Consider the following 24,810-nt stretch of genomic DNA (forward strand, 5'->3'; position numbering starts at 1 on the left):
CTTTAATTCGGTGTTACTAGCTTTTGCTTGGCTCTGTTGCTTTGCTCTGTTGCGTTAGCTGTTCTTCTCGAGATTCGCGAAGAACTTATCGAACAGCGGGTTTGCGTCGTGCGGGCCGGCTGCCGATTCCGGGTGGTATTGGACGGAGAATGCGCTGCCGTCCAGCAGTGCCACGCCCTCGACCACGTCGTCGTTCAGGCAGGTGTGCGTCACCTGCGCCTCGCCGAACGGGGTGTCGAACTTCTCCAGCGCCTTGCCCTTCAGGGCGAAGCCGTGGTTCTGCGCGGTGATGTCGATCCGACCGGTCTGGTGATCCAGGACCGGCACGTTGGTGCCACGGTGGCCGAACTTCAGCTTGTAGGTCTCCATGCCCAGCGCACGGCCGAGCAGCTGGTTGCCGAAGCAGATGCCGAAGAAAGGAATCTTGGCCTCCAGGATCTTCCTCAGCTCCTCCACCGTCGCGTCGGCCGTCGCCGGGTCGCCCGGGCCGTTCGAGATGAACACGCCGGTGGCGTTGTACTCGGCCATCAGCTTCTGCACCTCCTCGAAGGTGGTGTTGGAAGGCACGACCACGCTGCGCACGCCGCGCTTGGAGAACTCGCGCGGGGTGTTCGTCTTAATACCCATGTCGTAGGCGATGACGGTGTGCTTGGTCTCCCCTTCCGGCTCCACCACGTACAGCTCGTCGGTGCTGACGTCGGCGGAAAGATCCGCACCCGCCATGGAGGGCTGGGCCTGCACCTGGCTGAGCATATCCTCGTCGGAGGTGAGGGCGTCACCGCTAAAAATGCCCGCCGCGACGGAGCCCTTGTCGCGCAGGTGGCGCACGATGGCACGGGTGTCGACGTTCTGGATGCCAATGATTCCCTGGGCTTCCATCTCGTCGGTCAGGCTGCGGTCGGCGCGCCAGTTGCTCACGGAGCGGGACAGGTCTCGGATAACCAGGCCGGCGACCCAGATCTTGTCGCCGCGAGACTCGGAATCCTCGTCGTTCCAACCCGTGTTGCCGATCTGCGGGGCCGTCGCCACCACGATCTGACGGTGGTAGGAGGGGTCGGTCATGGTCTCCTGGTAGCCGGTCATGGCGGTGGTGAACACCGCCTCGCCCAGGGTGCGGCCCGTCGCGCCGAATGCGCGGCCGCGGAAGATCTTTCCGTCGGCGAGAACCAGTGCTGCTGGCGTGTAGCTCATTGTGCTTGTTTCCTTAACTCTTAGCTGTTGTGTTTGGTTCTTTTTAGTGACGCCCACTCGTGGGTGCTTACTTCACCGCTGATCCGTTCTTGCAGGTCACCTTGCCTCGCAACAGCGTGGTGGTCACCTTGACCGGCATCTCCATGCCCTCGTACGGGGTGTTGTTGGCCTTGGAGGCCATGTCCTTTCCGTGCGCCGTCCACTTCTGGTTCAGGTCCACCGCGCACAGGTTCGCCGGCTCCCCTACCGCGATCGGGCGTCCGTGGCCGGGCAGCTTGGTGATCTCCGCCGGGCGCTCGGACATGACCTTGGCGACGAAGCGCCAGTCCTCGTCGCCGTCGATGACGAAGATCTTGGCGATCAGCGCCAGCGAGGTCTCGATGCCCAGCATGCCGGGGCGTGCCTGGTCGAACTCGCAGCACTTGTCCTCGGAGCCGTGCGGGGCGTGGTCGGTGGCCACGCAGTCGACGGTACCGTCGATCAGGGCGGCGCGTAGGGCCTCCACGTCGCGCTGCTCGCGCAGCGGCGGGTTCACGCGGTTCACGCCGTCGTAGGTCTCCAGCCGCGCGTCGGTGAGAAGCAGGTGGTGCGGGGTGACTTCCGCGGAGAGCGGGATGTCCTGGTTCTTAGCCCAGCGCAGGAGCTCCACAGTTCCCTCGGTGGAGGCGTGGCAAATGTGCAGGCGGCCACCGTAGTCGCGGGCCATGATTGCATCGCGGGCGACGATGGATTCCTCGGCCACGCGCGGCCAGCCACCCAGCCCCAGGCGGGCGGCGGTCTCGCCCTCGTGGGCCACGGCGCCCTCCGTCAGGCGGGGCTCCTCACAGTGCTGAGCCAGCAGCACGTCCATGCCCTTGGAGTATTCGATGGCGCGGCGCATAAGGCGGGGGTCGTCGACGCACTTGCCATCGTCGGAGAACATGCGCACCTTCGCATCGGAATCGGCCATCATGCCGAATTCCGTGAGCTCCTTGCCCTCCAGCCCCTTGGAGATCGAGCCGACCGGGTGCACATCGCACAGGTTCGTGTTCTGGCCCTTGAACCACACCATCTCCGCGATGGCGGGGTTGTCGGTGACCGGTGCCGTGTTCGCCATGGTGAACACAGCCGTGAAGCCGCCCTGGGCGGCGGCCGCGGAGCCGGTGGCAATGGTCTCGGTATCCTCGCGGCCCGGCTCGCGCAGGTGAACGTGCATGTCCACCAGGCCAGGCAGCAGCACCTGGCCGTCCAGGTCCAGCACCTCCGCGCCCTGTGGAGCCGAGTCGGCCAGGTCAGCGCCGATCTCGGCGATCACGCCGTCCTGGATCAGCACGTCCTGCTTCTCCCCCTCGCCGTAGAGCAAAACGCCACGCAGCAGCACTGCGTTCTCGGCGCCGGTGGGGTGGCCCGCCAGCTCGCCGGTGGCCGGGTACTCGGAGGTCATCGTCAAAGCTCCTTTATCGAAAGTATTCTTATCCGTCTGTGCCATGTGCGCCTAGCCCTCTTCCCCAACCAGCAGGGTGAACAGCACCGCCATGCGCACGTGCACGCCCGCGGTTACCTGGTTCAACACCACGGTCTGCGGGGCGTCCGCAACGTCGTAGTTGATCTCCATGCCGCGCAACATCGGGCCCGGGTGCATGATGATCGCGCCTTCCTTCATACGCTCCGCGCGTGCCTGGGAAAGGCCGTAGCGGGTGGCGTACTCGCGGTGCGAGGGGAAGAAGCCGCCGTGCATGCGCTCGGCCTGCACACGCAGCATCATCACCACGTCTGCATCGGCGATCTCGCTGTCGAAGTCGTAGCTCACGCGCACGCTGTCCGGTTCCGCACCCCAGTGCTCAATACCCAGCGGCACCAGCGTCGGGGGTGCCACGAACACCACCTCCGCTCCGAGGGTCGTGAGCAGCTGCGCATTCGAGCGGGCCACGCGGGAGTGCAGGATATCCCCGACGATCACTACCTTTTTGCCGCTAATCTCCCCGATGCGGTTGCGCATCGTGGTGGCGTCCAAAAGAGCCTGGGTGGGGTGCTGGTTGGAACCGTCACCTGCGTTGATGATGGCCGTATCGTCCAGCCAACCGGCTACCTGGCGAGCCGCGCCGGAGGACGGGTGGCGCATGATGATCGCGTCGGCGCCCACGGCCTTCAGGGTCAGCGCTGTATCGCGCAGTGACTCGCCCTTCTTCACCGACGAGCTGGAGGCGGATATGTTGATGACGTCCGCGCTCATCCACTTGCCCGCGGTCTCGAAGGAAGAGCGCGTACGAGTGGAGTTCTCGTAGAACAGGGTGAAGATTGTGCGGCCGCGCAGCGTGGGCAGCTTCTTCATCTCGCGGCCTTCGAGGGCCTCGGCGAAGCGGTCGGCCTCGTCCATCAGGCCTAAGATCTCGGACTTGTTCAGATCGGCAATGCTAATCAGGTGCTTCATGGCTTAGTTGCTCCCTTCCCCAGTGCCTGGCCTGCGGGTCAGAACCACGTTGTCTACCCCGTCCAGCTCCGCGAGGTTCACCGTCACGTCCTCGTCGGCGGCAGTCGGAATGTTCTTGCCCACGTAGTCCGCGCGGATCGGCAGCTTGCGGTGACCGCGATCGATCAGCACCGCCACCTGCACGGCATACGGCCGGCCGATGTCCGTGAGTGCATCGAGTGCCGCACGGATGGAACGGCCACTGTAGAGGACGTCGTCGACCAGGACGACGATGGCGTCATCAATCCCCTCCGCGGGAACCTTGGTGGGTTTCAGCGCGCGGTGGGTGGTGTTGCGCAGGTCGTCGCGGTACAGGGTGATGTCCAGGGAACCCTGGAACGCCTCTACCCCCGTGAAGTGCTGAATCTTCTCGGCCAGGCGGGCCGCAAGCGGCACTCCCCCCGATGGAATGCCGAGTAGAACTACGCGCCGGGAGTCTTCCCCATCCAGCGCCGTCTTTTCAATAATCTGGTGCGCGATGCGCGCGACAGTACGGGAAACTTGATCCGCGTCGAGTAAGGTGACGCCAGCTTCCCCAGCCGTCGAGTTCATCGTGACCTCCTTTCCCGCCTCTCTGTGCGGTCCGTTAAAGGATGTCTACTTTTGACGACTAGAAGTCTATCACGCTTCGCCGGATTCTTTGACGACCCCGTCGAGCAGTCCGTCCAACTCGTCGGACTGCTCGGCCCTCTGAGCGGCGGCCGCGTCGGCGATCTTCATGTCCGCCTGCAGTTGCAGTTCCTTATTGATGCCGTCCAGCACCGCGTGGATGTAGCTGGGCGCCTTGTCGTGGGAGTACTCGCTGGCCAGCTCCACTCCCTCAACCACGGCAACCTGCGGCGGCACGTCGTCGTTGAACTTCAGCTCCCACGCCGCCACCCGCAGCACCGCGCGGTCGACGGCGGGAAGGCGATCCAGCCGCCAATCGCTGGACAGGTGCAGCGCAATGGCCTCGTCGAGTGCGTCCAGGTTCGTCGCCACGCCGGGCACGATCTGCTGGGTGTACTCCGGCACGGGCTTGACCTGGTTCGCGGAATCCTTGGCCAGCGAGATGCGCTCCTCGACGATCTCCACCGGGTCGATGTCGCGGAACTCGGCCTCGAACAGGATGTCTACGGCGCGACGGCGGGCCTTGTAGCGCGAGCCGTGGCGCTTGAAGGAAGCCGCTTTAGCCGCCTTTGCTGCGTTAGCTGAGTTGCTTCCAGCTGTGTGTTCCTCAGTCATGGGTGAAAAACAGTCGCTGACCTAGTTGTTTACGCGGGACAGGTACTCGCCGGTGCGGGTGTCCACCTTAACGACGTTGCCGGTCTCGAGGAACAGCGGCACCTGAATCTCGGCGCCGGTCTCCAGGGTGGCGGGCTTGGAGCCGCCGGTGGAGCGGTCGCCCTGCAGGCCCGGGTCGGTGTGCTCGATCTTCAGCTCCACGGATACCGGCAGCTCAGCGAACAGCGGCTCGCCCTCGTGGAAGGAAACCTGGACGCTGGTGTTCTCCAGCAGGAACTTCGCGCCTTCGCCCATCAGGTGCGGAGCCAGCTCGATCTGGTCGTAGGTCTTCTCGTCCATCAGGACGAAGCTGGTGCCGTCGTTGTACAGGTAGGTCATGTCGCGGCGGTCAACGGTAGCGGTCTCTACCTTCACGCCTGCGTTCCAGGTCTTGTCGATGGTCTTTCCGGAGACGACATCCTTGAGCTTCGTGCGCACGAAAGCGGGGCCCTTGCCCGGCTTGACGTGCTGGAATTCGACGATCTGCTGCAGCTTGCCATCAACCTTGAGTACAAGGCCGTTCTTGAAGTCAGCGGTGGTTGCCACGAATGGTCTCCTTATTGAGATTGCGATTGCGAGTATTAAAAATTTTTTGGCTGCTACAGTCTAGCAGCCGGCCAAACCTAAACGACGATGAGTTCCGTCGGCGAGGCGTTGAAGCTACGCGCCCCGTCGTTGGTGATGACGTACGTGTTCTCGATGCGCAGGCCCGTCTTGCCGGGGATGTAGATGCCCGGCTCGACCGTTACCGTCATGCCTTCTACTAGCTCTTCTTCGGGATTGACGCCCGCCGCTGCCCGCGGGGCCTCATGCACATCAAGCCCCACGCCGTGTCCCGTGGAGTGCACGAAGAAGTCCCCATAGCCGGCCTCAGTAATGACGTCGCGGCAGGCTGCGTCCACGTTACGCAGCGCCACACCCGGGGCCAGGATCGCCTCACCGGCCTTCTGGGCGCGGTAGACCACGTCGTAGAGTTCGCGGGACAGCTCGTCGGGCTCGCCCACGCAGACCGTGCGGGTCTGGTCGGAGGCGTACCCGTCCAGGTACACGCCGAAGTCCACGGTGACCAGGCCGGGAACGATTCTGTCGCGGGAGACTCCCGCGTGCGGCTTGGTGGCGTTCAAGCCACTGGCCAGGATCGTGTCGAAGCTCAGCCCGTCGGCGCCGGCGGTGCGCAGCTGAAACTCCAACTCGGCCGCCGCCTGGATCTCCGTGATGCCCTCGCGGATTCCATCGTCCTCAATGAACGAGCGCCACACGCTATCGGCCAGCTCACCGGCGGCGGCCAAAGCCTCGACCTCCAGCTCGTCCTTGACCAGGCGCAGATCCTCCACCACCGAGGAAAGCACCGGCGGGTTCCCCAACGCCCGGGCCTGGCCGTAGCCCAGGCTGGGTTCTACGGCGAAGCCCTTCCCCGCAAACTCGGCCGCGCGGTCAAACAGCTTGCCGCCGATTTCGATGGTCACATCGTCCGGCTCGCCGGTCTCGACGCGGATCTGCGTATCGTAGCGCCCGTCCGTCAGCAGCAGGTGCTGGCCGTCCTCGCGGATCACCAGTAGTGCGTTCGATCCAGAAAAGCCGGTCAGGTAGCGGACATTCTTCAAGTCGCTGATCAGCAAGGCTGCGTGCTCGGAATCCTGGATCTTTGCGGTGGCCTTGTTGCGGCGGGTGCGGTAGGCGTCAAAAAATTTTTCAGACATGAACTCTCCAACTTCCCTTCAACAGTAACTAACGGTGACTACTGTGCGAAGAACCGCAGGGCGGCGACGTATCCGTAGATGCCCAGGCCGGCGATTACTCCGCTGGCCAGGGGGCTTAGGTAGCTGTGGTGGCGGAACTCCTCGCGCGCGTGCACGTTCGAGATGTGCACCTCCACGAAGCCCGCGCCGTCGGCGATCTCCGCCAGCGCGTCGCGCAGCGCGACGGATGTGTGGGTAAAGCCGCCGGGGTTGATGATTACCGCGGCGCCCTCGTCGGCAGCGCGGTGCACGCGATCCAACAGCTCGCCCTCGTGGTTGGACTGGAAGAAGTCGACCTCGATGCCCAGGGAGGCCGCCTCGCGGGCCAGCAGATCCTCTACGTCGGCCAGCGTGGTGGTGCCGTAGACCTCCGGCTGGCGCTTGCCCAGGCGGTTGAGGTTCGGGCCGTTGATCACGCACACCTTCGGCGCCTGCGGCTGTGCTGCATTCATCGCTGGATCCTCCTAGTTGGTTGTCTGTAGTTGGCTGTCGGCCCTTTTATGCTTCCACGCTAGCGGCGTAGGCCGCGCGCAGCAGCTCCTCGCTGGGGCCTTCCAGGCGGGTGGGCTTGCCGATCTGCTCGAGCACCACGAAGCGAATCTTGCCGCCCTTGTTCTTCTTGTCGCGCCCCATCGCCGCCAGCAGCTCGTCGAGCTCGGCGCCGTCATAGCTGGTCGCCAAGCCTACCGAGTTTAGGATGTCGCGGTGACGCCGAACGTCTGCCTCGCTCAGCAACCCAGCCGCCTTGGCCAGCTCCGCCTCGAAGATCATGCCCACGGCAACCGCCTGGCCGTGGCGCCAGCGGTAGTCCTCGTGGTGCTCGACCGCGTGGCCGTAGGTGTGGCCGTAGTTGAGAATCTCGCGCAGGCTGGATTCCTTCAGATCCACCGCCACCACGTCGGCCTTCACCTGGATGGCTCGGGCGATCAGCTCCGGCAGGCTGCCGTGCGGATCCAGTGCGGCCTGCGGGTCGGCCTCGTAGATGTCCAGGATTCCCGTGTCCGCAATAAAGCCGGCCTTGACGATCTCTGCCGAGCCGGCAACCATCTCGGCCTCCGGCAGGGTCTCCAGAACCTCCAGGTCAACGATGACCGCGCTGGGCTCGTGGAAAGCGCCCACCAGGTTCTTGCCTGCGGGAGTGTTGATTCCGGTCTTGCCACCGACGGCGGCATCCACCATGGCTAGCAAGGTGGTGGGATAGTGCACGACCTTGATTCCGCGCATCCAAGTGGCGGCGATGAAGCCGGCCAGGTCCGTGGCGGCGCCGCCGCCCAGGCCGATGATGGTATCGGCGCGGGTCAGGCCAACTTGCGCGCAAACATCCCAGCACTCGGCGGCGGACTGGGCCGTCTTCGCCGACTCGGCGTCCTCGATCTGGTGGGTGTGCGCGGCGAATCCAGCTGCGGTCAGTCGCTTGGACAGCTCGGTGGCGCGGTCTGTGAGCGCGGGCTGGTGAATGATCAGGTAGTTGGCGGTGGTCCCCGCGGCCTTTAGGATCTCCTCGGTGGCGAAGTCGATGCCGCGGTCGATGACCACCTCGTAGGGCGACTGGGAGGCCACCTTGATGCGCTGCTGCTGAAAGCCTGCGGACTGTGCGTTGGTCATGGTTGGAGAGGATCCTTATGTGAGTTCTGATTACGGGGCCGGAATATTGGACCCGGACTAAAGGGTCCGGGTTGGGTGGGAAGCATCGCGGTCGTTGAGGCGCTCCAGGCGCACCTCTTCGATGAACATCAGGATGTCGGTGACCACGCGGCGCGGCTCCTTGCCGTCGCAGCGCACCATGAAGTTGGAGACTTCCTCGTAGTACGCAGAGCGCTGCGCAAAGAGCTGTGCGTACTTGCTCCGCGGGTCGGCGACGTTCAGCAGCGGGCGGGTGTTAGAGCCGGACGTGCGCCGCACGCCCTCGTCGATGGAGACGTTGAGGTAGACCACCGTCTGGTCGGCGAGCAGTTCCCGGGTGCTTTCGGTGACCACTGCCCCGCCTCCGAGAGAGACGATTCCGTCGGTCTGCAGGGCTTCAGCCACCACGATGGCCTCTTGCTCGCGGAAACCCGGCTCCCCGAGCTCGCCCATGATCTGGTTACAGGTCTTGCCGAGCTTCTCCTCGAGCATGTGGTCGGTGTCCACGAGCTGCAGGTTTAGGGCGTTGGCCAGGCGCTTACCGATGGTTGTCTTGCCGGAGCCCGGCAGCCCCACCAGCACTGCGCGGGGGCTCATCGGATTTCTCCGTCCGCCACTTCCCCGTCGGCCACGTCGCTGGCCGCAGCGGACCAGTCGAGGCGGGTATCTACGTACTCCAGGTAGGACTGCACGTTGCGCTTAGTCTCCTCTACGGAGTCTCCGCCGAACTTCTTCAGCACGGCGCGGGCCAGCACCAGGGCGACCATGGTCTCGGCCACCACACCGGCAGCCGGCACGGCGCACACGTCGGAGCGCTGGTGGATGCCCGTAGCGGCCTCGCCAGTGGCCATATCCACTGTCTTCAGCGCGCGCGGGACTGTGCTGATCGGCTTCATGGCGGCGCGGACGCGCAACTCCTCGCCGTTGGTCATGCCGCCTTCCAGGCCACCGGCACGGTTGCTCAGGCGGTGTACGCCACCGCCTGCAGCCGCCTCCATCTCGTCGTGCGCCTCCGAGCCACGGCGGCGGGCCTCCTCGAAGCCATCGCCGATCTCCACACCCTTGATCGCCTGAATGCCCATGAGGGCGGCAGCCAGCTGGGCATCCAGTCGCTCGTCACCGGAGACGTGGGAGCCCAGGCCGATCGGCAGGCCCTTAACAACGACCTCGACGATGCCGCCGAGGGTATCGCCGGACTTCTTGGCGGCTTTGATCTCGTCGATCATGGACTCTTCCGCTGCGGAATCGAAGGCGCGCACCGGCGAGGCGTCGATGCCCTCCAGGTCGGAGAATGCCGGGCTCGGCCCCTCATAGGGCTCCGAGCGGCCGATGCTGATGACGTGCGAGAGGACCTCCACGCCCAGCACCTCGCGCAGCAGCGCGCGGGCAAAAGTTCCAGCGGCCACGCGGGCGGCGGTCTCGCGGGCGGAGGAGCGCTCCAGAATGGGGCGAGCCTCCTCGTGGTCGTACTTCACCATGCCAGAGAAATCGGCGTGGCCCGGTCGCGGGCGGGTCAGCTTCGCACCGCGACCGCTGGCCATCTCCTTGGCAACCTCCGGATCCGACTCGTCGATCGGGTCGGCGGACATGATCGTGGTCCACTTCGGCCACTCGGTGTTGCCGATCATCACGGCCACCGGGCTGCCGAGGGTCTTGCCGTGGCGCACGCCGCCGACGAAGGTCACTTCGTCGGCTTCGAACTTCATGCGAGCTCCGCGGCCGTAGCCCAGACGGCGGCGAGCCAGCTGATAAGAAACGTCTTCCCGAGTTACCGACAAACCGGCCGGGAGGTTCTCGATCATCGAAATGAGGGCCTGGCCGTGCGATTCACCTGCAGTAGTCCAACGAAGCATAAAGAGCATGATACAGGCCATATGCAGCCTTAGCTTCAATGACGTCCCGGATTATTAACGGAAGATTAATGACGCCACCACCACCGCCCCCGTCGCCACCAACATCGCCGGGCCGTGGGGGCTGGCCCTATCGCGGCCTGCTCTTTGCCCTCCGCGAAGGAAGCAGTGCATCACACCGCTCAATCCCAGCGCGGCCACGGCGCCCAACGGAGCCACAATAGCGGCCAGTGTTCCCGTCGTAAGCGCGAGCTTTGCATCCCCGCCACCCGCCATCAGCCGAGGGTGCAGCAGCGGAAGCCCGAAGGCCACCGCCCACCAGGCCACCCCGCCGAGTAGAGCCCAGTGGTTTGCGCCCGGTATGGCTAAGGGCACGAGCCCGGCAGCGGGTATGGCGGGAAGAGTCAAATAGTTCGGCAGGCGGGAGGTGCGGGCGTCAATAAGAAAAAGGGCGATAGCCCACGGCAGGAAAGGCAGCAGCGGCCACCAGGAAAGAAGCGAGGTTGCATTCACGCTTCAGAAGGTTAACCAGGCGCGCGGACAGGCCCCCGTGCGCGCGGCTTCGAGAAAGTCCGGCCTGTGGAGAGCGGAAAGTTATCCACAGGGGCGAGAAACTAGGCTTGCCCCTTGGCTCGCAGCACGGTATCTAGCATGAGTCCTTCCGGGGCAGGATGGCCCGTGAACAGGCGGAACTGTTCCTCGGCCTGGCCCGCCAACATGCGCAGACCGTCGGCGTGCGGGATCGACTTCGCCTGAGCCGCAGAAAGCAACGGCGTGGGATAAGGGTCGTAAATCACGTCCACGATGCCCGCGGCGGCGCACAGCCCCTCGGCCAAAACCTCGGCGGCGTGGGCTGGGATCGTGGAAATCACGGCGGCGGCATCGGCACAGATCCCAGCGATGTCGGCCTCCTCGAAGCGGGACCAAGAAAAATCCATGCCCAGGGTTTCCACCACGGCCTGCAGGTTCAGGGCGCGTTCGGAGCGAGCCAGCACCGTCACCTCGGTGACCCCGGCGGCCGCCAGTGCTGCAACGGCCGGGCGGGCAGTGCCTCCGTTGCCGACGATCACCGCTTTACCGTCCTGCAGAGCGGAAGTGTCTCCGCCGTAGAGGTGCTCCAGGCAGCGGGTCACGCCGTCCACGTCGGTATTGTCGGCCAGCCATTGGCCATCGCCCTGCGGCACCAACGTGTTGGCGGAGCCGATCTCCTGGGCTCGGTTCGTCGCCAAATCCGCCAACTCCAAGGCCGCCTGCTTGCCGGGCATCGTCACGGAGAAGCCGCGGACCTGATCGCCGGACTCGCTCAACAGACGGCGAATGTCGCGCGCTTCCCCCGCCTCCACGCGGTAGTAATCCATCTTCAGCCCCAGCGCGCCGTATCCGGCGTTGTGCAGTTGCGGGGACAGCGAGTGTTCGATCGGGCTGCCCAGCACCGCGCAGCGCATGCCGGGCGTTTCCAGGAACTCATCTACCGACAGCACGTGGCCTGCGGCGGACATACTAATTCACCCTTTGCTCTTAGGTTTGCTCTTGATCTTGGCTTAAGTTCTAGCGGTTCGAATCCAGCACACCGTTGCGGCGGGATTCCTCGATTGCCCGCTCGTGCGCGTCAAAGTCGCGGTTGAAGACGGTGCGGCCGTCGCGGTCTACGGTAACGAAGTACAGCCAGTCGCCTTCGGCTGGGTTCTCGATCGCGTGCAGAGCCTGCAGGCCAGGCGAGGAGATCGGGGTGTCCGGCAGCCCCTCCTTGGCATAAGTGTTCCACGGGGTCGGGCGCTTACGATCCTCGTCGGTGGTGGCGACCTCAACCTCGCTCAGGTCGTAGTTCACCGTCGAGTCAAACTCGAGCTTTTGGTTTACGTCCAGGCGGTTCAGGATCACGCGCGCAACCTTGTCGAAGTCGCCCTCCGGAGCCTCGCGCTCCACCAGGGAAGCCGCCACCAGCATGTCATAGGGGCTTAAGCCCACCTTCTCTGCAGAAGACAGCAGTCCGGTGTTCTCGTACTGCTCCTTGGAGGTCTTCAGCAGAGACTTCAGGATCTCCTCCGGACTACTGGTCGGGTCGAATAGGTGCACGCCCGGGGAAATCAGGCCCTCGATGCGCTTCGGGTCATCGCCGCGCGCGTTCACCTTGTCCAAAGCCCAGTCCGCGATCTCCAGCTGTTCCGGCGGGGTCTGGGCCGCGGCCTTCTGCAGGTCTTCGACAGACACACAGGTGTGCTCGTCCTGGCAGGTCTGCTCGGAGACCAGAGTGAAGATGCCCTTGCGGTTATCGCCGTCGACCACCTTGACGTCTTGGAGGGTCAGACCGTTGGGAATATCGACTACACCCCGGCGCCGGTCATCGCTGGACAGCCACTCCAGAGCCTTATCGGCAGACATCTGCTCTTGCAGTGGGTAGTAGCCCGCCTGCAGTTCGGGATCCTTGCGCTCCGCGGCTGACATCAGGGCGCGGCGGGAGCCCACCACGTCCTTTTCCACCAGCTGTTCGGCCAGGCTATCCACGGAGTCGCCCGGGCTCACGCGCACCATGACGACGTTGCCGTTGCCCTCCCCCTCGTAATCACGCACGGCCACAACGTCGCGCTGGTACCAGACGTAGGCGCAAGTGCCAACCAACAGAACGACCAGAGCGATAGCCAGCGCGGCCGCCATCTGACGGCGCCGTCTAAACTTCGGCTGCATGTTACGGGTCGATCCCATAGATCCGTGTGGCCTTTCGTACAGGGTTTAGTCTTGAGTGTGCTCTTGGGTTTGCTCTATAACGTCAAATACGAGCTGAGCCCAACGATGTTAAGCGTCGCCGGTCATTTTCTCACGAATTGGTAAATTTTAGGAAAGCGCGCGCCGCCGCGTGTCTAACCACCCCTGCAGAATATGTACTGCTGCTGCCTGGTCGATCTTTTTTCTGCCTTTTTTACTATTGACGCCGGAGGCGTGAAACGCATGCGTAGCGGCCATCGTAGACATTCTTTCGTCCACCATGCGCAGCGGAATATCCGGCAATTCTTCTTTAACTAAGCGGGCAAATTCCTCGGCATTAAGGGTGCTTTGTGTATGGTTCCCGCGCAGCGCGACCGGCAGACCAACTACGATCTCCACCACGAAATTCTCCCGGCAGATCTCCGCGACGCGCCGCACATCCGCGTCGTCTGCGGTGGCCTGGACGGTCTCCACCGGAGTGGCCAGGATGCAGTCCGGGTCCGAGATCGCCACCCCAATGCGCACGGTGCCCACGTCGAGGCCGAGCCTCCGGCCGCGGCCCGGGTCGGTGGCTGGGTCTGGTTTTTCGGTCTGCATCAGCGAAAACTCCCCGGCCGACTATCCGCGCAGCGCGCTCTTGACGGCCTCGATACCGGCGGAGATGCCGGCGGCGTCCGAACCAGAGCCCTGTGCCATGGCCGGCTTACCGCCACCGCGACCGGAGACCTTCTCCCCGAAGGCCTTGACGAGCTCGCCGGCCTTGATGCCCTTGTCCACAGCGGCATCGTTCGCAGCGGCGACGAAAGGAACCTTCGCGCCGTCCACGGAGGCGAATACCACGACGGCGGGCTCGGAGCCCAGACGGTTCTTCGCATCCATGGCGAGGGTGCGCAGGTCGCCTGCGGCCACGCCTTCCGGCAGCTGCTCGGCCAGGATCTTGACCTCGCCGATAGTCTCAGCCTTCTCCACCAGCTGGCCTACCTGCCCCTGCAGCTGCTGCGCACGCAGCTGCTGGATCTGCTTCTCGGCGGCCTTTAGCTTGGCGGTGAGCGCGTCGATGCGCTCCGGCAGTTCCTCGCTCGGGGTCTTCAGGCTGGTCGCCAGGCCGGCCACCAGAGACTTCTCGGTGCTGAGGAAGCGGAAGGAATCCATGCCGGTGTAGGCCTCGATGCGGCGCACGCCGGAGCCGACGGAGGACTCACCGAGCACGGAGATCGGGCCGACCTGGGAGGAGTGCTCCACGTGGATACCGCCACACAGCTCCATGGAGAACGGTCCGCCGATCTCCACGACGCGCACCTCGGAGCCGTAGTTCTCGCCGAACAGAGCCATGGCGCCCATCGCCTTGGCCTCCTCCAGGGAGGTCTCGATGGTGTTCACCTGGTAGTCGCTATCCACGGCGCCGTTGGCGATCTCCTCAATCTGGTTCAGCTGGTGCTCGGTCAGCTGCTCGCCGTAGTTGAAGTCGAAGCGCAGGTAGCCCGGCTTGTTCATGGAGCCCGCCTGGACGGCTGTCGGCCCCAGCACCTCGCGCAGGGCGGCGTGGATCAGGTGCGTGCCGGAGTGCGCCTGGCGTGCCTGGTGGCGCCACGCCTTGTCCACCGTGGCCTGCACCTTCTGCCCCACGGCCAGCTCGCCGCCACTGACGGTCACGTGGTGTACCCAGACCTTCTTGCCGACCTTCTGCACGTCCTCCACGCGGGCAGCGCCCGAGGTGGTGGTCATCTCGCCGCGATCGGCCATCTGGCCGCCGGCCTCAGCGTAGAACGGGGTGCGGTCCAAGATCACCTGAGCGGCAGCGCCCTCCGGGACAGTCTCCACCAGCGCGCCGTCGCGGATGATGCCCAGCACGGAGGCCTCGTCAGCCAGGTTCTCGTAGCCGGTGAACACGGTCGGGTGGTTATCCACGAACGGGCGGTAGATCGTCTGATCCACGTGGCCCAGCTTCTTGGCGTTGTTATCGGCCTTTGCACGAGCCTTCTGCTCCGCCATCAGGTCGTGGAAGCCGTCAATGTCCACCTTCAGGCCGGCCTCGGCGGCCATCTCCTGGGTCAGGTCGATCGGGAAGCCGTGGGTGTCGTGCAGGGAGAAAGCAACGTCGCCCGGGACGGTGCCCTCGCCGCGCTCCTTGGCGCCGTGGGCCCAGTTGTCGAACATCTGGGAGCCGGATTCCAGGGTCTTCAGGAAGGACTTCTCCTCGGCCAGAGCCACGGCGCGAATGCGCTCGTAGTTCTCGGCGATTTCTGGGTAGGAGGGCGTCATGGTCTCCCGCACGGTGTCCATGAACTTCTCTAGGGTCTCCCCCGTTGCGCCCAGCAGGCGGGCGGAGCGGATGATGCGGCGCAGCAGGCGGCGCAGAATGTAGCCGCGTCCCTCGTTGCCGGGGGTCACGCCGTCCAACATCAGCATCAAGCCGGTGCGGGAGTGGTCGGCGATCACGCGGAAGCGCACGTCGTTGGCCTGGTCTGCGCCGTACTTGGCGCCGGTGACCTCCTGGGCCACGTCAATGACGGGGCGCAGCAGGTCGGTCTCGTACACGTTGTCCACGTCCTGCAGGATGCAGGCGACACGCTCGATGCCCAGGCCGGTATCGATGTTCTTCTTCGGCAGCTTGCCGACGATCTCGAAGTTGCCCTTGCCCAGGCCCTCACCGCGCTCGTTCTCCATGAACACGAGGTTCCAGATCTCGATGTAGCGGGTGTCGTCGACGATCGGGCCGCCCTCCTGGCCGTGCTCCGGGCCGCGGTCGTAGTAGATCTCCGAGCAGGGTCCACACGGGCCGGGAATGCCCATGGACCAGTAGTTATCCTCCATGCCGAGGCGCTGGATCTTGTGCTCGGGTACGCCGATCTTCTTGTTCCAGATCTCCGCCGCCTCATCGTCGTCGGTAAAGACGGTGACCCACAGGCGCTCCGGATCCAGGCCCAGGCCGCCTTCTTCCACCGGGTCGGTCAGCAGCGTCCAAGCGTGCGTGATCGCGCCTTCCTTGAAGTACGCACCAAAGGAGAAGTTGCCCGCCATCTGGAAGAACGTGTTGTGGCGGGTGGTGATGCCGACCTCGTCGATGTCCAGGGTGCGCACGCACTTCTGGATGGAGGTCGCCGTGCCGTTTTCAAACGGTGGGTTCTGCTGGCCCAGGAAGTAGGGCTTGAACGGAACCATGCCGGCGTTCACGAACAGAAGGTTCGGGTCGTCCAGGATCAGCGATGCGCTGGGTACCTCGGTGTGCCCGGCCTTGGTGAAGTGCTCGATGAAGCGCTGGCGGATCTCATGCGTTTGCACGGTGGCTTTACCTCGTAGAGTTCTATGTCGACTGTAAATGGAATGCGTACATTCTACCCCCGGGTCAGGAAGGAGCGAACGATAGCCCTAAGGCTACTCAAGCGCGCGGCAATGGTCTTTTCGTGGCCGTGGGTTGTCGGCCGGTAGTACACCGCGTCCTTCAGATCGTCCGGCAGGTACTGCTGCGGCACCACGCCCTTGGGGTCATCGTGCGGATAGACGTATCCCACCGCGTTACCCAGCGCCTTCGCCCCTTGGTAGTGGCCGTCGCGCAGGTGAGCCGGCACTGCCCCGCCCTTGCCTGCCTGCACGTCCCCAATGGCGGAGTTGATCGCCGCGATCACCCCGTTGGACTTCGGCGCGGTCGCCAGGTGGATCGTGGCCTGCGCCAGGTTGAGCCGAGCCTCCGGCATGCCGATGAAGCTCACCGCGTGATACGCCGCCACCGCCACTTGCAGCGCCTGCGGGTCGGCCATGCCGATGTCCTCGCTGGCGTGGATCACCAGCCTGCGGGCGATGAAGCGCGGATCTTCGCCGCCTTCCAGCATGCGGGCTAGGTAGTGCAGCGCGGCGTCCGGATCCGAGCCGCGGATGGATTTAATGAAGGCACTGGTGATGTCGTAGTGCTGGTCGCCGTCGCGGTCGTATCGCGCCACTGCCTTGTTAAGGGACTTTTTTACTTGTGACGCCACCAGCTCCGCCACGCCGTCCTCCCCTTCCGGCTCGACTCCCTCGGCCGCGGCCTCCAGGTACGTCAGGCTACGGCGGGCGTCCCCTGCAGCCATGGCGACAAGCTGGTCCATGGCCTCGGGGGTCACCCGCAGTCGGCCAGCGTATCCGCGCTCGTCGTCGAGGGCGCGCTGCAGTACGGTGCGGATGTCGGCGTCACTAAGAGAAGAAAGTTGGACAAGCAACGACCGCGACAAGAGCGGCGAGACCACAGAGAACGAGGGGTTCTCGGTGGTGGCGGCGACCAGCAGCACGGTGCGGTTTTCGACGGCGGAGAGCAGCGCGTCCTGCTGGGTTTTGGAGAATCGGTGTACCTCGTCGATGAACAGCACGGTGTGCTCGCCCATGACCAGGCGCTTGCGGGCCTGCTCGATGATCGCGCGGACTTCCTTGACGCCGGAGTTCAGGGCGCTCAAGGCCTCGAAGCGGCGGCCGGAAGCCTGGGAGATGAGGCTGGCGATGGTGGTTTTTCCGGTGCCGGGCGGGCCATAGAGGATGACGGAGGTATCGCCGTGGCCTTCGATCAGGCGGCGCAGCGGCGAGCCCGGGCCGAGAACCTTGTCCTGCCCCACCACCTCATCGAGGCTGCGGGGGCGCATGCGAACCGCCAGTGGGGCGTGGGAGCCGGGGTGAAAATAGGCCTCAGCCGAGTGCGCGTCGGCGCCGCTGCCCTGCTGACCTTGAGAAAACAGATCGTCCATCGGCTTTAGGCTGTGGGCGCTACTCGTCGCGCTCGTTCGGGAAGGCTCCCAGCTGCGACAGCACCTTCAAAAGGACTCGGGCGAAGCCACCAATCGCCTCGAAGTCTTGGGAGTCGCGGCGGCGGGAGAAGCGCTCGATGGCCTCCACCGTCGTGGCCAGGTCCTCGAGCTGCTCCTCCGACATGTGGCGGATCGAGCGCGAAACCTCCTGGTTGTCGGATTCTTCACCGAAGACGAACGAGGAGTGCTTGGCCACGGAAAGCCGGCCGTAGTACATCATGATCAACGACAGGAATGCCCAGCCGATGAGGGCAGACATGACCCAGTCGTGGAAGACCTCGTCGTCGGAGATTGCAGGCCAGATCTGCTGGGCCTCCGCCCGCCAGGCGGCGAGGAACTCCGTGGTCTCCGGCTCGTCCAAAGCCGGGGTGGAATTGTCCTGGGGGAACCCCGCCACCACGCAGGCGACGTCGAAGGCCGCGTCCCGGAAACCGGCCCACTCGTAGTCCAGCAGCACGATGTTGTCCGTGAGCATGACGTTGTCGGGCGCCAGGTCGAAGGGGGTGAAGACCAGAAACTCGGACTTGTTCTGGCGCTCGACGGCCTTGGTGGCGTAGCGCTGTACCACCGGGTCGATGGTCAGGCCGTTGGAAATCATGAGGTCCACGCCCGACTGGATGAGCTCGCCGACGTTGATGTCGGACTCTTCGATCGCCTCGGGGCTGATGTGGTGGCGCTGGCACTGGCGGCGCATCAGGGTGGAGTAAGACTGCGCGCCACCGAACGTGGCGGCGTGCATTTTGCCCAGCGAACGGCCGAGCTTACGCAGGGCTCCGATGCGGGACTTGGAATCCTGGAGCGTAAGCACGTCGGTAAAGCTCGTGCCGTCGCCCGCGTCCGACAGAATCAGCAGGCGCTGGTCGATGTCATAAGCCAGCAGTACAGGGCCGGGGCGTACCGTCTCCGCCAGAGTATTGGTGTACTGGTAGGCCACGACCTCGCGGAGCATGCCGAGGGCATCCGGACCGAACTCCCCTGCATCGCCGGCACCGTCGCTGCCATCAGCGTTCGCGGCGGCCGCGTCCCCTTCGCTTTCCGGCGGCAGCTGCTTGATAACCACCGTGCGTTCCTGCAGGAAGGGGTCGGCGGAAATCCGGCAGCGCAGAACCATCGAGGAGCCACTGCCACCCAGATCCTGCGGATCGCTGAGTTCGGGTGAACCTCCGAAGCGGTTCGCCAAAACCTGGGTTGCCGCCTCGACAGTGGACTCGACTGATTGCACTACTACTCGCCTACTTTTCCTTCTGGCCCTTCTGGCCCTTCTTCGGCTTGAAATCGATACCGGATTCCTTACGCTGCTCCGCGGAGATCTCGCCCGGGGCGTCGGTCAGCGGATCCACGCCGCCGCCGGACTTCGGGAAGGCGATGACGTCGCGGATGGAATCGAAGCCGCCCAGCAGGGAGACGATGCGGTCCCAACCGAACGCGATACCACCGTGCGGCGGGGCACCGAAGGCAAACGCATCCAGCAGGAAGCCGAACTTCTCGCGGGCCTCCTCCTCGGTGATGCCCATGACCTTGAACACGCGCTCCTGCACATCCGGCTGGTGGATACGAATAGAACCGCCGCCGATCTCGTTGCCGTTACACACGATGTCGTAGGCGTAGGCCAGCGCCTCGCCCGGGTTCTCGTCGAAGTTATCCAGGTACTCCGGCTTCGGGGAGGTAAAGGCGTGGTGCACGGCAGTCCACGCGGAGTGGCCCAGGGCCACGTCGCCAGACGCGGCGGCATCCGCAGCCGGCTCGAACAGTGGGGCGTCAACAACCCAGGTGAAGGCCCAGTCTCCTTCCTTGATCAGGCCCAGCTTGTTAGCGATCTCGCCGCGGGCAGCACCCAGCAGGGCGCGGGACGGCTTGGTCTCGCCTGCGGCGAAGAAGATGCAGTCGCCCGGCTTGGCGCCGACGTGCTCGGCAATGCCCGCGCGCTCTTCGTCAGTAATGTTCTTGGCAACCGGGCCGGACAGCTCGCCGTCCTCGCCCACCAGAATGTAGGCCAGGCCCTTCGCACCGCGCTGCTTGGCCCACTCCTGCCAGGCATCCAGCTGGCGGCGGGGCTGGTCAGCGCCACCGTCCATGACCACGGCACCGACGTACTCGTTCTGGAATACGCGGAAGGTGGTGTTCTTGAAGAAGTCGGTGCACTCGGTGATCTGGATGTCGAAGCGCAGATCCGGCTTGTCGGAGCCGTAGTACTTCATGGCATCGGCGTAGGTCATGCGCGGGATCGGGGTGGAGATCTCGTAGCCGATCTCCTTCCAGATGGCCACCAGGATCTCCTCTGCCAGGGAGATCACGTCTTCCTGGTCCACGAAGGACATTTCGACGTCCAGCTGGGTGAACTCAGGCTGGCGGTCGGCGCGGAAGTCCTCGTCGCGGTAGCAGCGGGCGATCTGGTAGTAGCGCTCCATGCCAGCCACCATCAGCAGCTGCTTGAACAGCTGCGGGGACTGCGGCAGGGCGTAGAACGTGCCCGGGCGCAGGCGTGCGGGCACCAGGAAGTCGCGGGCGCCCTCCGGGGTGGAGCGGGTCAGCGTCGGGGTTTCGATCTCCGTGAAGTCGTGCTCGGCCAGAACCCCGCGGGCAGCCTGGTTAACACGGGAGCGGAGGCGCAGCGCATCGCCCTGGGTCTTGCGGCGCAGATCCAGGTAGCGGTACTTCAGGCGGGTTTCCTCGCCCACCTCGCCGGAGGAGGACGGATCGTCGATCTGGAACGGCAGCGCCGCCGCCTCGTTCAGAACCTCCAGGGCGGACACGTTGACCTCGATGCCGCCAGAGGCCAGGTTCGGGTTCTCGGATCCCTCCGGGCGAGCCTCGACCACGCCGGTTACCTTCAGGCAGTACTCGCTGCGCAGGTCGTGCGCACGCTCCGCCACCTCGGACTCGCGGAAGACGACTTGTGCCACGCCGCTGCGGTCGCGCAGGTCGATGAAAATGACGCCACCGTGGTCGCGTCGACGACCAACCCAGCCGGTCAGGGTCACTTCATCACCAATATTCTCTGGGCGCAGTTCGCCCGCCAGGTGTGTGCGCAGCACGTTCCTATAGTCCTTCCTCGATTTTTAGCCTTTTCGGCCTTACAGCTTACCTTGTCCGCAATGGGGTGTGTACGTCGCCCGGGTATGGCACGATTCACTTGTGACTTTTAACAACAATCTCAACAATTATTCCGACCGTGGACAGCGCGGAGGCACCGGCTCCGGCGGGGGCGGATTCGGCTTCGGCGGCGGGGGTGGCAATCAGGGTGGAGGCGGCGGCCTCTTTACGGGGCTGCTCTTTGGCGCTCTCGCCCGCCGCTTTGGCATTCCCGGAATCATCGTTGCCGCCATTCTCGTGTTCTTCTTCAACGGTGGAATGGGGATGTTGGGCGGAAACAACGGCGCCGATCAACGTGCGGGCGTCAATAGCAGTCAGGGCGGCGAGGGCTTCGAGCACTGCCAGACGGCCGAGGACGCCAACAACAACGACGATTGCCGTGTGCTGGCCACGGCGAAGTCGGTCGACCAGTTCTGGAACTCGGCACTGCCGGACGAGGCTGGGACCGATTACAGGGAGCCGGGGCTGGTGCTTGCCGAGGGGCAGACCAGCACCCGCTGTGGCTCCGCGAACCTAGCTAGCACCGGGCCGTTCTACTGCCCCGGCGACGAGACGGTCTACCTGTCCGTCCCGTTCTTCGACGAGCTGAAGCAGATGGGCGGATCCAACGGACCGTTCGCCCAGATGTACGTCACCGCCCACGAGTTCGGCCACCACATCCAGAACCTGGAAGGCAACCTGGGGTTGAGCGACTACGACAACCCGGGTGAGGATTCCAACGCGGTGAAGATGGAGGTCCAGGCCGATTGCTACGCCGGCGTATGGGCCCAGAACGCCGACAAGGGTGAGGACGCTCTGTTGGAGCCCCTAACCCAGGAGCAGGTCGAGCAGGCTATTGCGACTGCTCGTTCTATTGGCGATGACGCCATCCAGTCCAGCTCCGGACAGGAAGTAGATCCCGACAAGTGGACCCACGGGTCTTCCGAAATGCGCGTGGACTGGTTCATGCGCGGCTACCAGGGCGGCACCATGAAGTCCTGCCACCAGGACTTCCAGCGCTAAGCCCCGCGCAGGTAGCCCCGCGGTGCCCCGCCTGCAGCGCTCTTAACGCTGCGGCGGCAGGTATGGGCGCAGCCAGTTCGGCAAAGCCGTTCTACTAAGCGCCTGTCGTCCTCTCTGCCGGCTTCTCCGTCTTCTCCGCCAGCAGCTCTACGACGGCAGCCAGATCCACCTCGTGCTGTTCGTGAGCGCCGAGATCCTTCACCGTCACCGTGCCCTCAGCCAGCTCCTTATCCCCCAGCACCAGGGCATACAGTGCACCGGCACGGTCGGCGCCCTTCATGGCTCCCTTCAACCCGCGGTCGCCGTAGGACATATCGGCGGCGACCCCGCGCTCGCGCAGGTCGTCCACGATGCCCACCATGCGCCGCTTGGCCTCCGCGCCGAGTGCCACGCCGTAGACATCAACCCTTCTTCCTGTTGACGCCCTCTTCTCCTCCGCCTCGAGCGCCAGCAGTGCCCTATCAACTCCCAGCCCGAAGCCGATTCCGGAAAGATCCTGCCCGCCCAGCTGAGCCATCAGGCCGTCGTAGCGGCCACCGCCGCCGATGCCGGACTGCGCGCCCAGGCCGTCGTGGACGAACTCAAAGCAGGTCTTCGTGTAGTAGTCCAGGCCGCGCACCATCCGCGGGTTGATGGTGTAGCCCACGCCCAGGTCGTCCAGCAGCCCGGTCACGGTCTCGAAGTGCTCGCGGGAGGAATCGCTGAGGTGATCCAACATCAAGGGAGCCTCGGCCAGCATCTCCTGCATCTCGGGTCGCTTATCGTCCAGGACACGCAGCGGGTTCAGCTGCGCACGGCGCTGCGTCTCCTCGTCCAACGGTAGCGTGGCCAGGAAGTCCTGCAGCTTCTGCCGGTAGGCGGGGCGGTCGTCCCAGTCGCCCAGGCTGGTTAGCTCCAGGCGGAAACCATTCAACCCAATGGAGCTAAAGCAGCGGTGCGCCAGTGCGATAACCTCGGCGTCCAGCGCCGGATCGTCCACGCCGATGGCTTCCACGCCCACCTGCTGCAGCTGGCGGTAGCGGCCGGCCTGGGGGCGCTCGTAGCGGAAGAAGGGGCCGTTGTAGACCAGCTTGACGGGGAGCTGCCCGCGATCCAGGTTGTGCTCAATGACGGCACGCATGACGCCCGCCGTGCCCTCCGGCCGCAGGGTTACCGAACGGCCGCCCCGGTCGGCGAAGGTGTACATCTCCTTCGACACAACGTCGGTGGATTCGCCAACGCCACGGGCGAACAGAGAGGTCTCCTCGAAGATCGGCAGCTCCACGTGCTCGTAGCCTGCGGCGTGCGCGGCGGAGGTGAACGCATCCTTGACCGCCTTGAATTCCGGCGATGTTGGCGGCACGTAGTCCGGCACGCCCTTCGGCGCGCTTAGCGCCTTAAACTTCTCAGCCTTAGTCTTCTGGGACTTCTGTTGCTTCTTCTCGCTCTCAGTCACAAGTGAACAGTCTACTAAACGGCTATTGCACTGCCGCCAGGAAGCTATTGGTGCGTTTTTCTTCCCCGATGGTCGTGTGCGGGCCGTGGCCCGGCAGCACAATGTCCTCGTCGGCGAAGTCGGTGGTGAGCTTCTTAAGGCTCAGCATCATGTCCTCGGGCGAGCACCCCGGAAGGTCTGTGCGGCCCACTCCCCCGCGGAACAGCACATCCCCGCCGAAGATCAGCCCATTCACGCGGAACATGACATGCCCCGGCGAGTGGCCCGGCATGTGGTGAATCTCGAACTCCGCGCCACCGATGCTGATGGAATCCCCCAGGTGGCGAATGTCCTCAATCGCGGGCATGTTGGCCACGTCAAAAGGCTGCGCCAGCGGGCTGGCCGCCTGATCCATCTCCAGCATGAAGCGATCCAACTCGTGCACGTACACCGGCACTCCGAAGGCTCCCGCGTCGCGGATGTGGTCGATGTGCCCGTGAGTCAGAACGACCTTCTCTACGAAGAACTTGTGCTCCTCGGCGAGCCTCTGGATGTTCTCGAAGGCACCCATTCCCGGGTCTATAACGACCGCCGGGGAGTTTTCCCCGCTGGTGGCGTCAGAACCATCAATCACCACATAGCAATTGGTTTCGAAAGGACCGGCGGGAAAAGAAAGGATCTGCGTCGTATCCGGCAGGAGGGTTGCGTCTGTGCTCATGCCACTAAACCCTAGCGAAAACAGCAACGAGCCCGTGCCCCTTCACCCGAATCGGCCAGTATATAGGGCATAATGGATCTCCGTATCTAGCACAAGAAAGGTCCTAGAAAAACGTGTCTGACAACAACTACCCGAACGCGGCTCAGCGCGACCAGGCGCTGTCGGAGCTAGAGAAAGCTCTGAAGTCCCGCGAGCGCAAGGCCAAGATCGCACCGCTGGGCGTGGTCGCAGCAACCCTCGCCGTGCTGGTGGTCATCGTCGGCGGCATCTGGTTCGCCGCCACCTACACCTCCGACGAGGAAGAAGATCAGGTCGCCGAGAGCGAGCAGCAGCAGTCCGAAGAGCCGGATGTGAAGCCCGTGGCGCTGCCGGCAGGCCCCAAGGAGCCCTACGGTGACACGGTGAAGTGCGAGTACAAGAAGGATCCGGAAGGCGAGCTCAGCGACGCAGGACTGCCCAACGGCAAGGACGTGACCGCCAAGGGAACCGAGAAGGTCACCCTGACCATGAACGGCCAGAAGGTCGGCCTGGAGCTGGCCAACGACAAGTCCCCGTGCTCCACCAACTCCTTCAAGCACCTGGTGGAGAAGAAGTTCTACGACTCCACCAAGTGCCACCGTTCCGTGAAGTCCGATTCCATGACGATCCTGCAGTGCGGCGACCCCGAGGGCACCGGCGCAGGCGGCCCGGGCTACAGCTTCGCGGATGAGTTCCCGAGCAACGGCGTGGACGAAGGCCAGGCCGACGCCCCGGTCAACTACAAGCGCGGCACCCTGGCGATGGCCAACAGTGGCCCGGATACCAACGGCAGCCAGTTCTTCCTGGTCACCGGCGACACCACCCTGCCGCCGAGCTACAACGTCTTCGGCACCATCGACGAGGCCGGCCTGAAGGTGCTGGATAAGCTGATGGAAAAGGCGCCTGAGGGCGATGCCTCCCCGTCCGAGGACATCAACATCGAGTCCGCGGTGCTGGGCTAGTCTTCTGGGCTAG

23 protein-coding genes are annotated in these 24,810 nt (G+C 64.5%); 2 read left to right on the plus strand and 21 right to left on the minus strand.

Annotated elements, in window-relative coordinates; translation table 11 throughout:
- Positions 1 to 54: 54 nt before the first annotated feature.
- The 19 genes from carA to aspS all read right to left on the minus strand — a co-directional run bounded on the left by carA (position 55) and on the right by aspS (position 20,625).
- Entirely contained in the window at positions 55 to 1,191 is a 1,137-nt protein-coding gene (carA, locus tag L8V00_RS02615; protein WP_070487540.1) for a glutamine-hydrolyzing carbamoyl-phosphate synthase small subunit, read from the minus strand.
- A gap of 67 nt (positions 1,192 to 1,258) precedes the next feature.
- A complete protein-coding gene (locus L8V00_RS02620) occupies positions 1,259 to 2,659 on the minus strand; it encodes a dihydroorotase (RefSeq protein WP_420840018.1) in 1,401 nt (466 codons plus the stop codon).
- A gap of 6 nt (positions 2,660 to 2,665) precedes the next feature.
- Complete coding sequence (locus L8V00_RS02625) at positions 2,666 to 3,601, minus strand: aspartate carbamoyltransferase catalytic subunit (protein WP_011273596.1); 936 nt, start codon at positions 3,599 to 3,601, stop codon at positions 2,666 to 2,668.
- A gap of 3 nt (positions 3,602 to 3,604) precedes the next feature.
- Positions 3,605 to 4,192, minus strand: a complete 588-nt coding sequence (gene pyrR, locus L8V00_RS02630) for a bifunctional pyr operon transcriptional regulator/uracil phosphoribosyltransferase PyrR (RefSeq protein WP_035003843.1) — start codon at positions 4,190 to 4,192, stop codon at positions 3,605 to 3,607.
- Positions 4,193 to 4,261: 69 nt separating this feature from the next.
- Positions 4,262 to 4,864, minus strand: coding sequence for a transcription antitermination factor NusB (nusB, locus tag L8V00_RS02635; RefSeq protein ID WP_269944146.1), 603 nt, complete (start codon positions 4,862 to 4,864; stop codon positions 4,262 to 4,264).
- Positions 4,865 to 4,885: 21 nt separating this feature from the next.
- On the minus strand, positions 4,886 to 5,449 hold the full coding sequence (gene efp / locus L8V00_RS02640) for an elongation factor P (RefSeq protein WP_034987927.1): 564 nt from the start codon (positions 5,447 to 5,449) through the stop codon (positions 4,886 to 4,888).
- Positions 5,450 to 5,526: 77 nt separating this feature from the next.
- Positions 5,527 to 6,603, minus strand: a complete 1,077-nt coding sequence (locus L8V00_RS02645; protein ID WP_269944147.1) for a M24 family metallopeptidase — start codon at positions 6,601 to 6,603, stop codon at positions 5,527 to 5,529.
- Between the two features lie 38 nt (positions 6,604 to 6,641).
- Complete coding sequence (gene aroQ, locus L8V00_RS02650; RefSeq protein WP_070487546.1) at positions 6,642 to 7,094, minus strand: type II 3-dehydroquinate dehydratase; 453 nt, start codon at positions 7,092 to 7,094, stop codon at positions 6,642 to 6,644.
- A 46-nt stretch (positions 7,095 to 7,140) separates the two neighbouring features.
- On the minus strand, positions 7,141 to 8,247 hold the full coding sequence (gene aroB, locus L8V00_RS02655) for a 3-dehydroquinate synthase (RefSeq protein ID WP_269944148.1): 1,107 nt from the start codon (positions 8,245 to 8,247) through the stop codon (positions 7,141 to 7,143).
- 57 nt (positions 8,248 to 8,304) lie between these two features.
- On the minus strand, positions 8,305 to 8,862 hold the full coding sequence (locus L8V00_RS02660; protein ID WP_269944149.1) for a shikimate kinase: 558 nt from the start codon (positions 8,860 to 8,862) through the stop codon (positions 8,305 to 8,307).
- Positions 8,859 to 10,118, minus strand: coding sequence for a chorismate synthase (gene aroC, locus L8V00_RS02665; RefSeq protein WP_269944150.1), 1,260 nt, complete (start codon positions 10,116 to 10,118; stop codon positions 8,859 to 8,861). The genes L8V00_RS02660 and aroC overlap by 4 nt, the downstream gene beginning before the upstream one ends.
- 54 nt (positions 10,119 to 10,172) lie before the next feature.
- Positions 10,173 to 10,628 (minus strand): prepilin peptidase, encoded by a 456-nt coding sequence (locus L8V00_RS02670; protein ID WP_049049940.1) that lies wholly within the window; start codon positions 10,626 to 10,628, stop codon positions 10,173 to 10,175.
- Between the two features lie 101 nt (positions 10,629 to 10,729).
- Complete coding sequence (locus L8V00_RS02675) at positions 10,730 to 11,614, minus strand: shikimate dehydrogenase (protein ID WP_269944151.1); 885 nt, start codon at positions 11,612 to 11,614, stop codon at positions 10,730 to 10,732.
- Positions 11,615 to 11,663: 49 nt separating this feature from the next.
- Positions 11,664 to 12,818 carry an endolytic transglycosylase MltG gene (gene mltG, locus L8V00_RS02680; RefSeq protein ID WP_241476829.1) on the minus strand — a complete coding sequence of 385 codons (1,155 nt, stop codon included), beginning with the start codon at positions 12,816 to 12,818 and terminating at the stop codon, positions 11,664 to 11,666.
- A gap of 129 nt (positions 12,819 to 12,947) precedes the next feature.
- Complete coding sequence (gene ruvX / locus L8V00_RS02685) at positions 12,948 to 13,415, minus strand: Holliday junction resolvase RuvX (protein ID WP_049049937.1); 468 nt, start codon at positions 13,413 to 13,415, stop codon at positions 12,948 to 12,950.
- Positions 13,416 to 13,436: 21 nt separating this feature from the next.
- A complete protein-coding gene (gene alaS, locus L8V00_RS02690) occupies positions 13,437 to 16,100 on the minus strand; it encodes an alanine--tRNA ligase (RefSeq protein WP_269944152.1) in 2,664 nt (887 codons plus the stop codon).
- A gap of 53 nt (positions 16,101 to 16,153) precedes the next feature.
- Complete coding sequence (locus L8V00_RS02695) at positions 16,154 to 17,530, minus strand: replication-associated recombination protein A (protein WP_049049935.1); 1,377 nt, start codon at positions 17,528 to 17,530, stop codon at positions 16,154 to 16,156.
- Between the two features lie 19 nt (positions 17,531 to 17,549).
- A complete protein-coding gene (locus L8V00_RS02700; RefSeq protein ID WP_049049934.1) occupies positions 17,550 to 18,812 on the minus strand; it encodes a phosphotransferase in 1,263 nt (420 codons plus the stop codon).
- Positions 18,813 to 18,822: 10 nt separating this feature from the next.
- Positions 18,823 to 20,625, minus strand: a complete 1,803-nt coding sequence (gene aspS / locus L8V00_RS02705; protein ID WP_239315980.1) for an aspartate--tRNA ligase — start codon at positions 20,623 to 20,625, stop codon at positions 18,823 to 18,825.
- A 100-nt stretch (positions 20,626 to 20,725) separates the two neighbouring features.
- Here aspS and ypfJ point away from each other — a divergent pair, with 100 nt between their 5' ends.
- Positions 20,726 to 21,685 (plus strand): KPN_02809 family neutral zinc metallopeptidase, encoded by a 960-nt coding sequence (ypfJ, locus tag L8V00_RS02710; RefSeq protein ID WP_269944153.1) that lies wholly within the window; start codon positions 20,726 to 20,728, stop codon positions 21,683 to 21,685.
- A 94-nt stretch (positions 21,686 to 21,779) separates the two neighbouring features.
- Here the strand turns inward: ypfJ and hisS are convergent, their stop codons facing one another.
- Together hisS and L8V00_RS02720 are read right to left on the minus strand one after the other, a co-directional pair.
- The gene (gene hisS / locus L8V00_RS02715; RefSeq protein ID WP_269944154.1) at positions 21,780 to 23,120 is read right to left on the minus strand and encodes a histidine--tRNA ligase; all 1,341 of its coding nucleotides are present in this window, start codon (positions 23,118 to 23,120) and stop codon (positions 21,780 to 21,782) included.
- A gap of 22 nt (positions 23,121 to 23,142) precedes the next feature.
- Complete coding sequence (locus L8V00_RS02720; protein ID WP_269944155.1) at positions 23,143 to 23,817, minus strand: MBL fold metallo-hydrolase; 675 nt, start codon at positions 23,815 to 23,817, stop codon at positions 23,143 to 23,145.
- Between the two features lie 113 nt (positions 23,818 to 23,930).
- Between L8V00_RS02720 and L8V00_RS02725 the strand changes: the two genes are divergently transcribed.
- On the plus strand, positions 23,931 to 24,797 hold the full coding sequence (locus L8V00_RS02725) for a peptidylprolyl isomerase (protein WP_269944156.1): 867 nt from the start codon (positions 23,931 to 23,933) through the stop codon (positions 24,795 to 24,797).
- The last annotated feature ends 13 nt before the right edge of the window (positions 24,798 to 24,810 follow it).

Source organism: Corynebacterium evansiae, from assembly GCF_027570065.1.
In the GTDB taxonomy this organism is placed as follows: Bacteria; Actinomycetota; Actinomycetes; order Mycobacteriales; family Mycobacteriaceae; genus Corynebacterium; species Corynebacterium evansiae.

What these genes read in the sequence shown, in the direction of transcription:
- carA (WP_070487540.1), bottom strand. Translation starts at nt 1,191, where the DNA reads ATGAGCTACACGCCAGCAGCACTGGTTCTCGCCGACGGAAAGATCTTC.
- L8V00_RS02620 (WP_420840018.1), bottom strand. Translation starts at nt 2,659, where the DNA reads ATGGCACAGACGGATAAGAATACTTTCGATAAAGGAGCTTTGACGATG.
- L8V00_RS02625 (WP_011273596.1), bottom strand. Translation starts at nt 3,601, where the DNA reads ATGAAGCACCTGATTAGCATTGCCGATCTGAACAAGTCCGAGATCTTA.
- pyrR (WP_035003843.1), bottom strand. Translation starts at nt 4,192, where the DNA reads ATGAACTCGACGGCTGGGGAAGCTGGCGTCACCTTACTCGACGCGGAT.
- nusB (WP_269944146.1), bottom strand. Translation starts at nt 4,864, where the DNA reads ATGACTGAGGAACACACAGCTGGAAGCAACTCAGCTAACGCAGCAAAG.
- L8V00_RS02645 (WP_269944147.1), bottom strand. Translation starts at nt 6,603, where the DNA reads ATGTCTGAAAAATTTTTTGACGCCTACCGCACCCGCCGCAACAAGGCC.
- aroQ (WP_070487546.1), bottom strand. Translation starts at nt 7,094, where the DNA reads ATGAATGCAGCACAGCCGCAGGCGCCGAAGGTGTGCGTGATCAACGGC.
- aroB (WP_269944148.1), bottom strand. Translation starts at nt 8,247, where the DNA reads ATGACCAACGCACAGTCCGCAGGCTTTCAGCAGCAGCGCATCAAGGTG.
- L8V00_RS02660 (WP_269944149.1), bottom strand. Translation starts at nt 8,862, where the DNA reads ATGAGCCCCCGCGCAGTGCTGGTGGGGCTGCCGGGCTCCGGCAAGACA.
- aroC (WP_269944150.1), bottom strand. Translation starts at nt 10,118, where the DNA reads ATGCTTCGTTGGACTACTGCAGGTGAATCGCACGGCCAGGCCCTCATT.
- L8V00_RS02675 (WP_269944151.1), bottom strand. Translation starts at nt 11,614, where the DNA reads ATGTCCGCCGCAGGCCACGTGCTGTCGGTAGATGAGTTCCTGGAAACG.
- mltG (WP_241476829.1), bottom strand. Translation starts at nt 12,818, where the DNA reads ATGGGATCGACCCGTAACATGCAGCCGAAGTTTAGACGGCGCCGTCAG.
- ruvX (WP_049049937.1), bottom strand. Translation starts at nt 13,415, where the DNA reads ATGCAGACCGAAAAACCAGACCCAGCCACCGACCCGGGCCGCGGCCGG.
- L8V00_RS02695 (WP_049049935.1), bottom strand. Translation starts at nt 17,530, where the DNA reads ATGGACGATCTGTTTTCTCAAGGTCAGCAGGGCAGCGGCGCCGACGCG.
- L8V00_RS02720 (WP_269944155.1), bottom strand. Translation starts at nt 23,817, where the DNA reads ATGAGCACAGACGCAACCCTCCTGCCGGATACGACGCAGATCCTTTCT.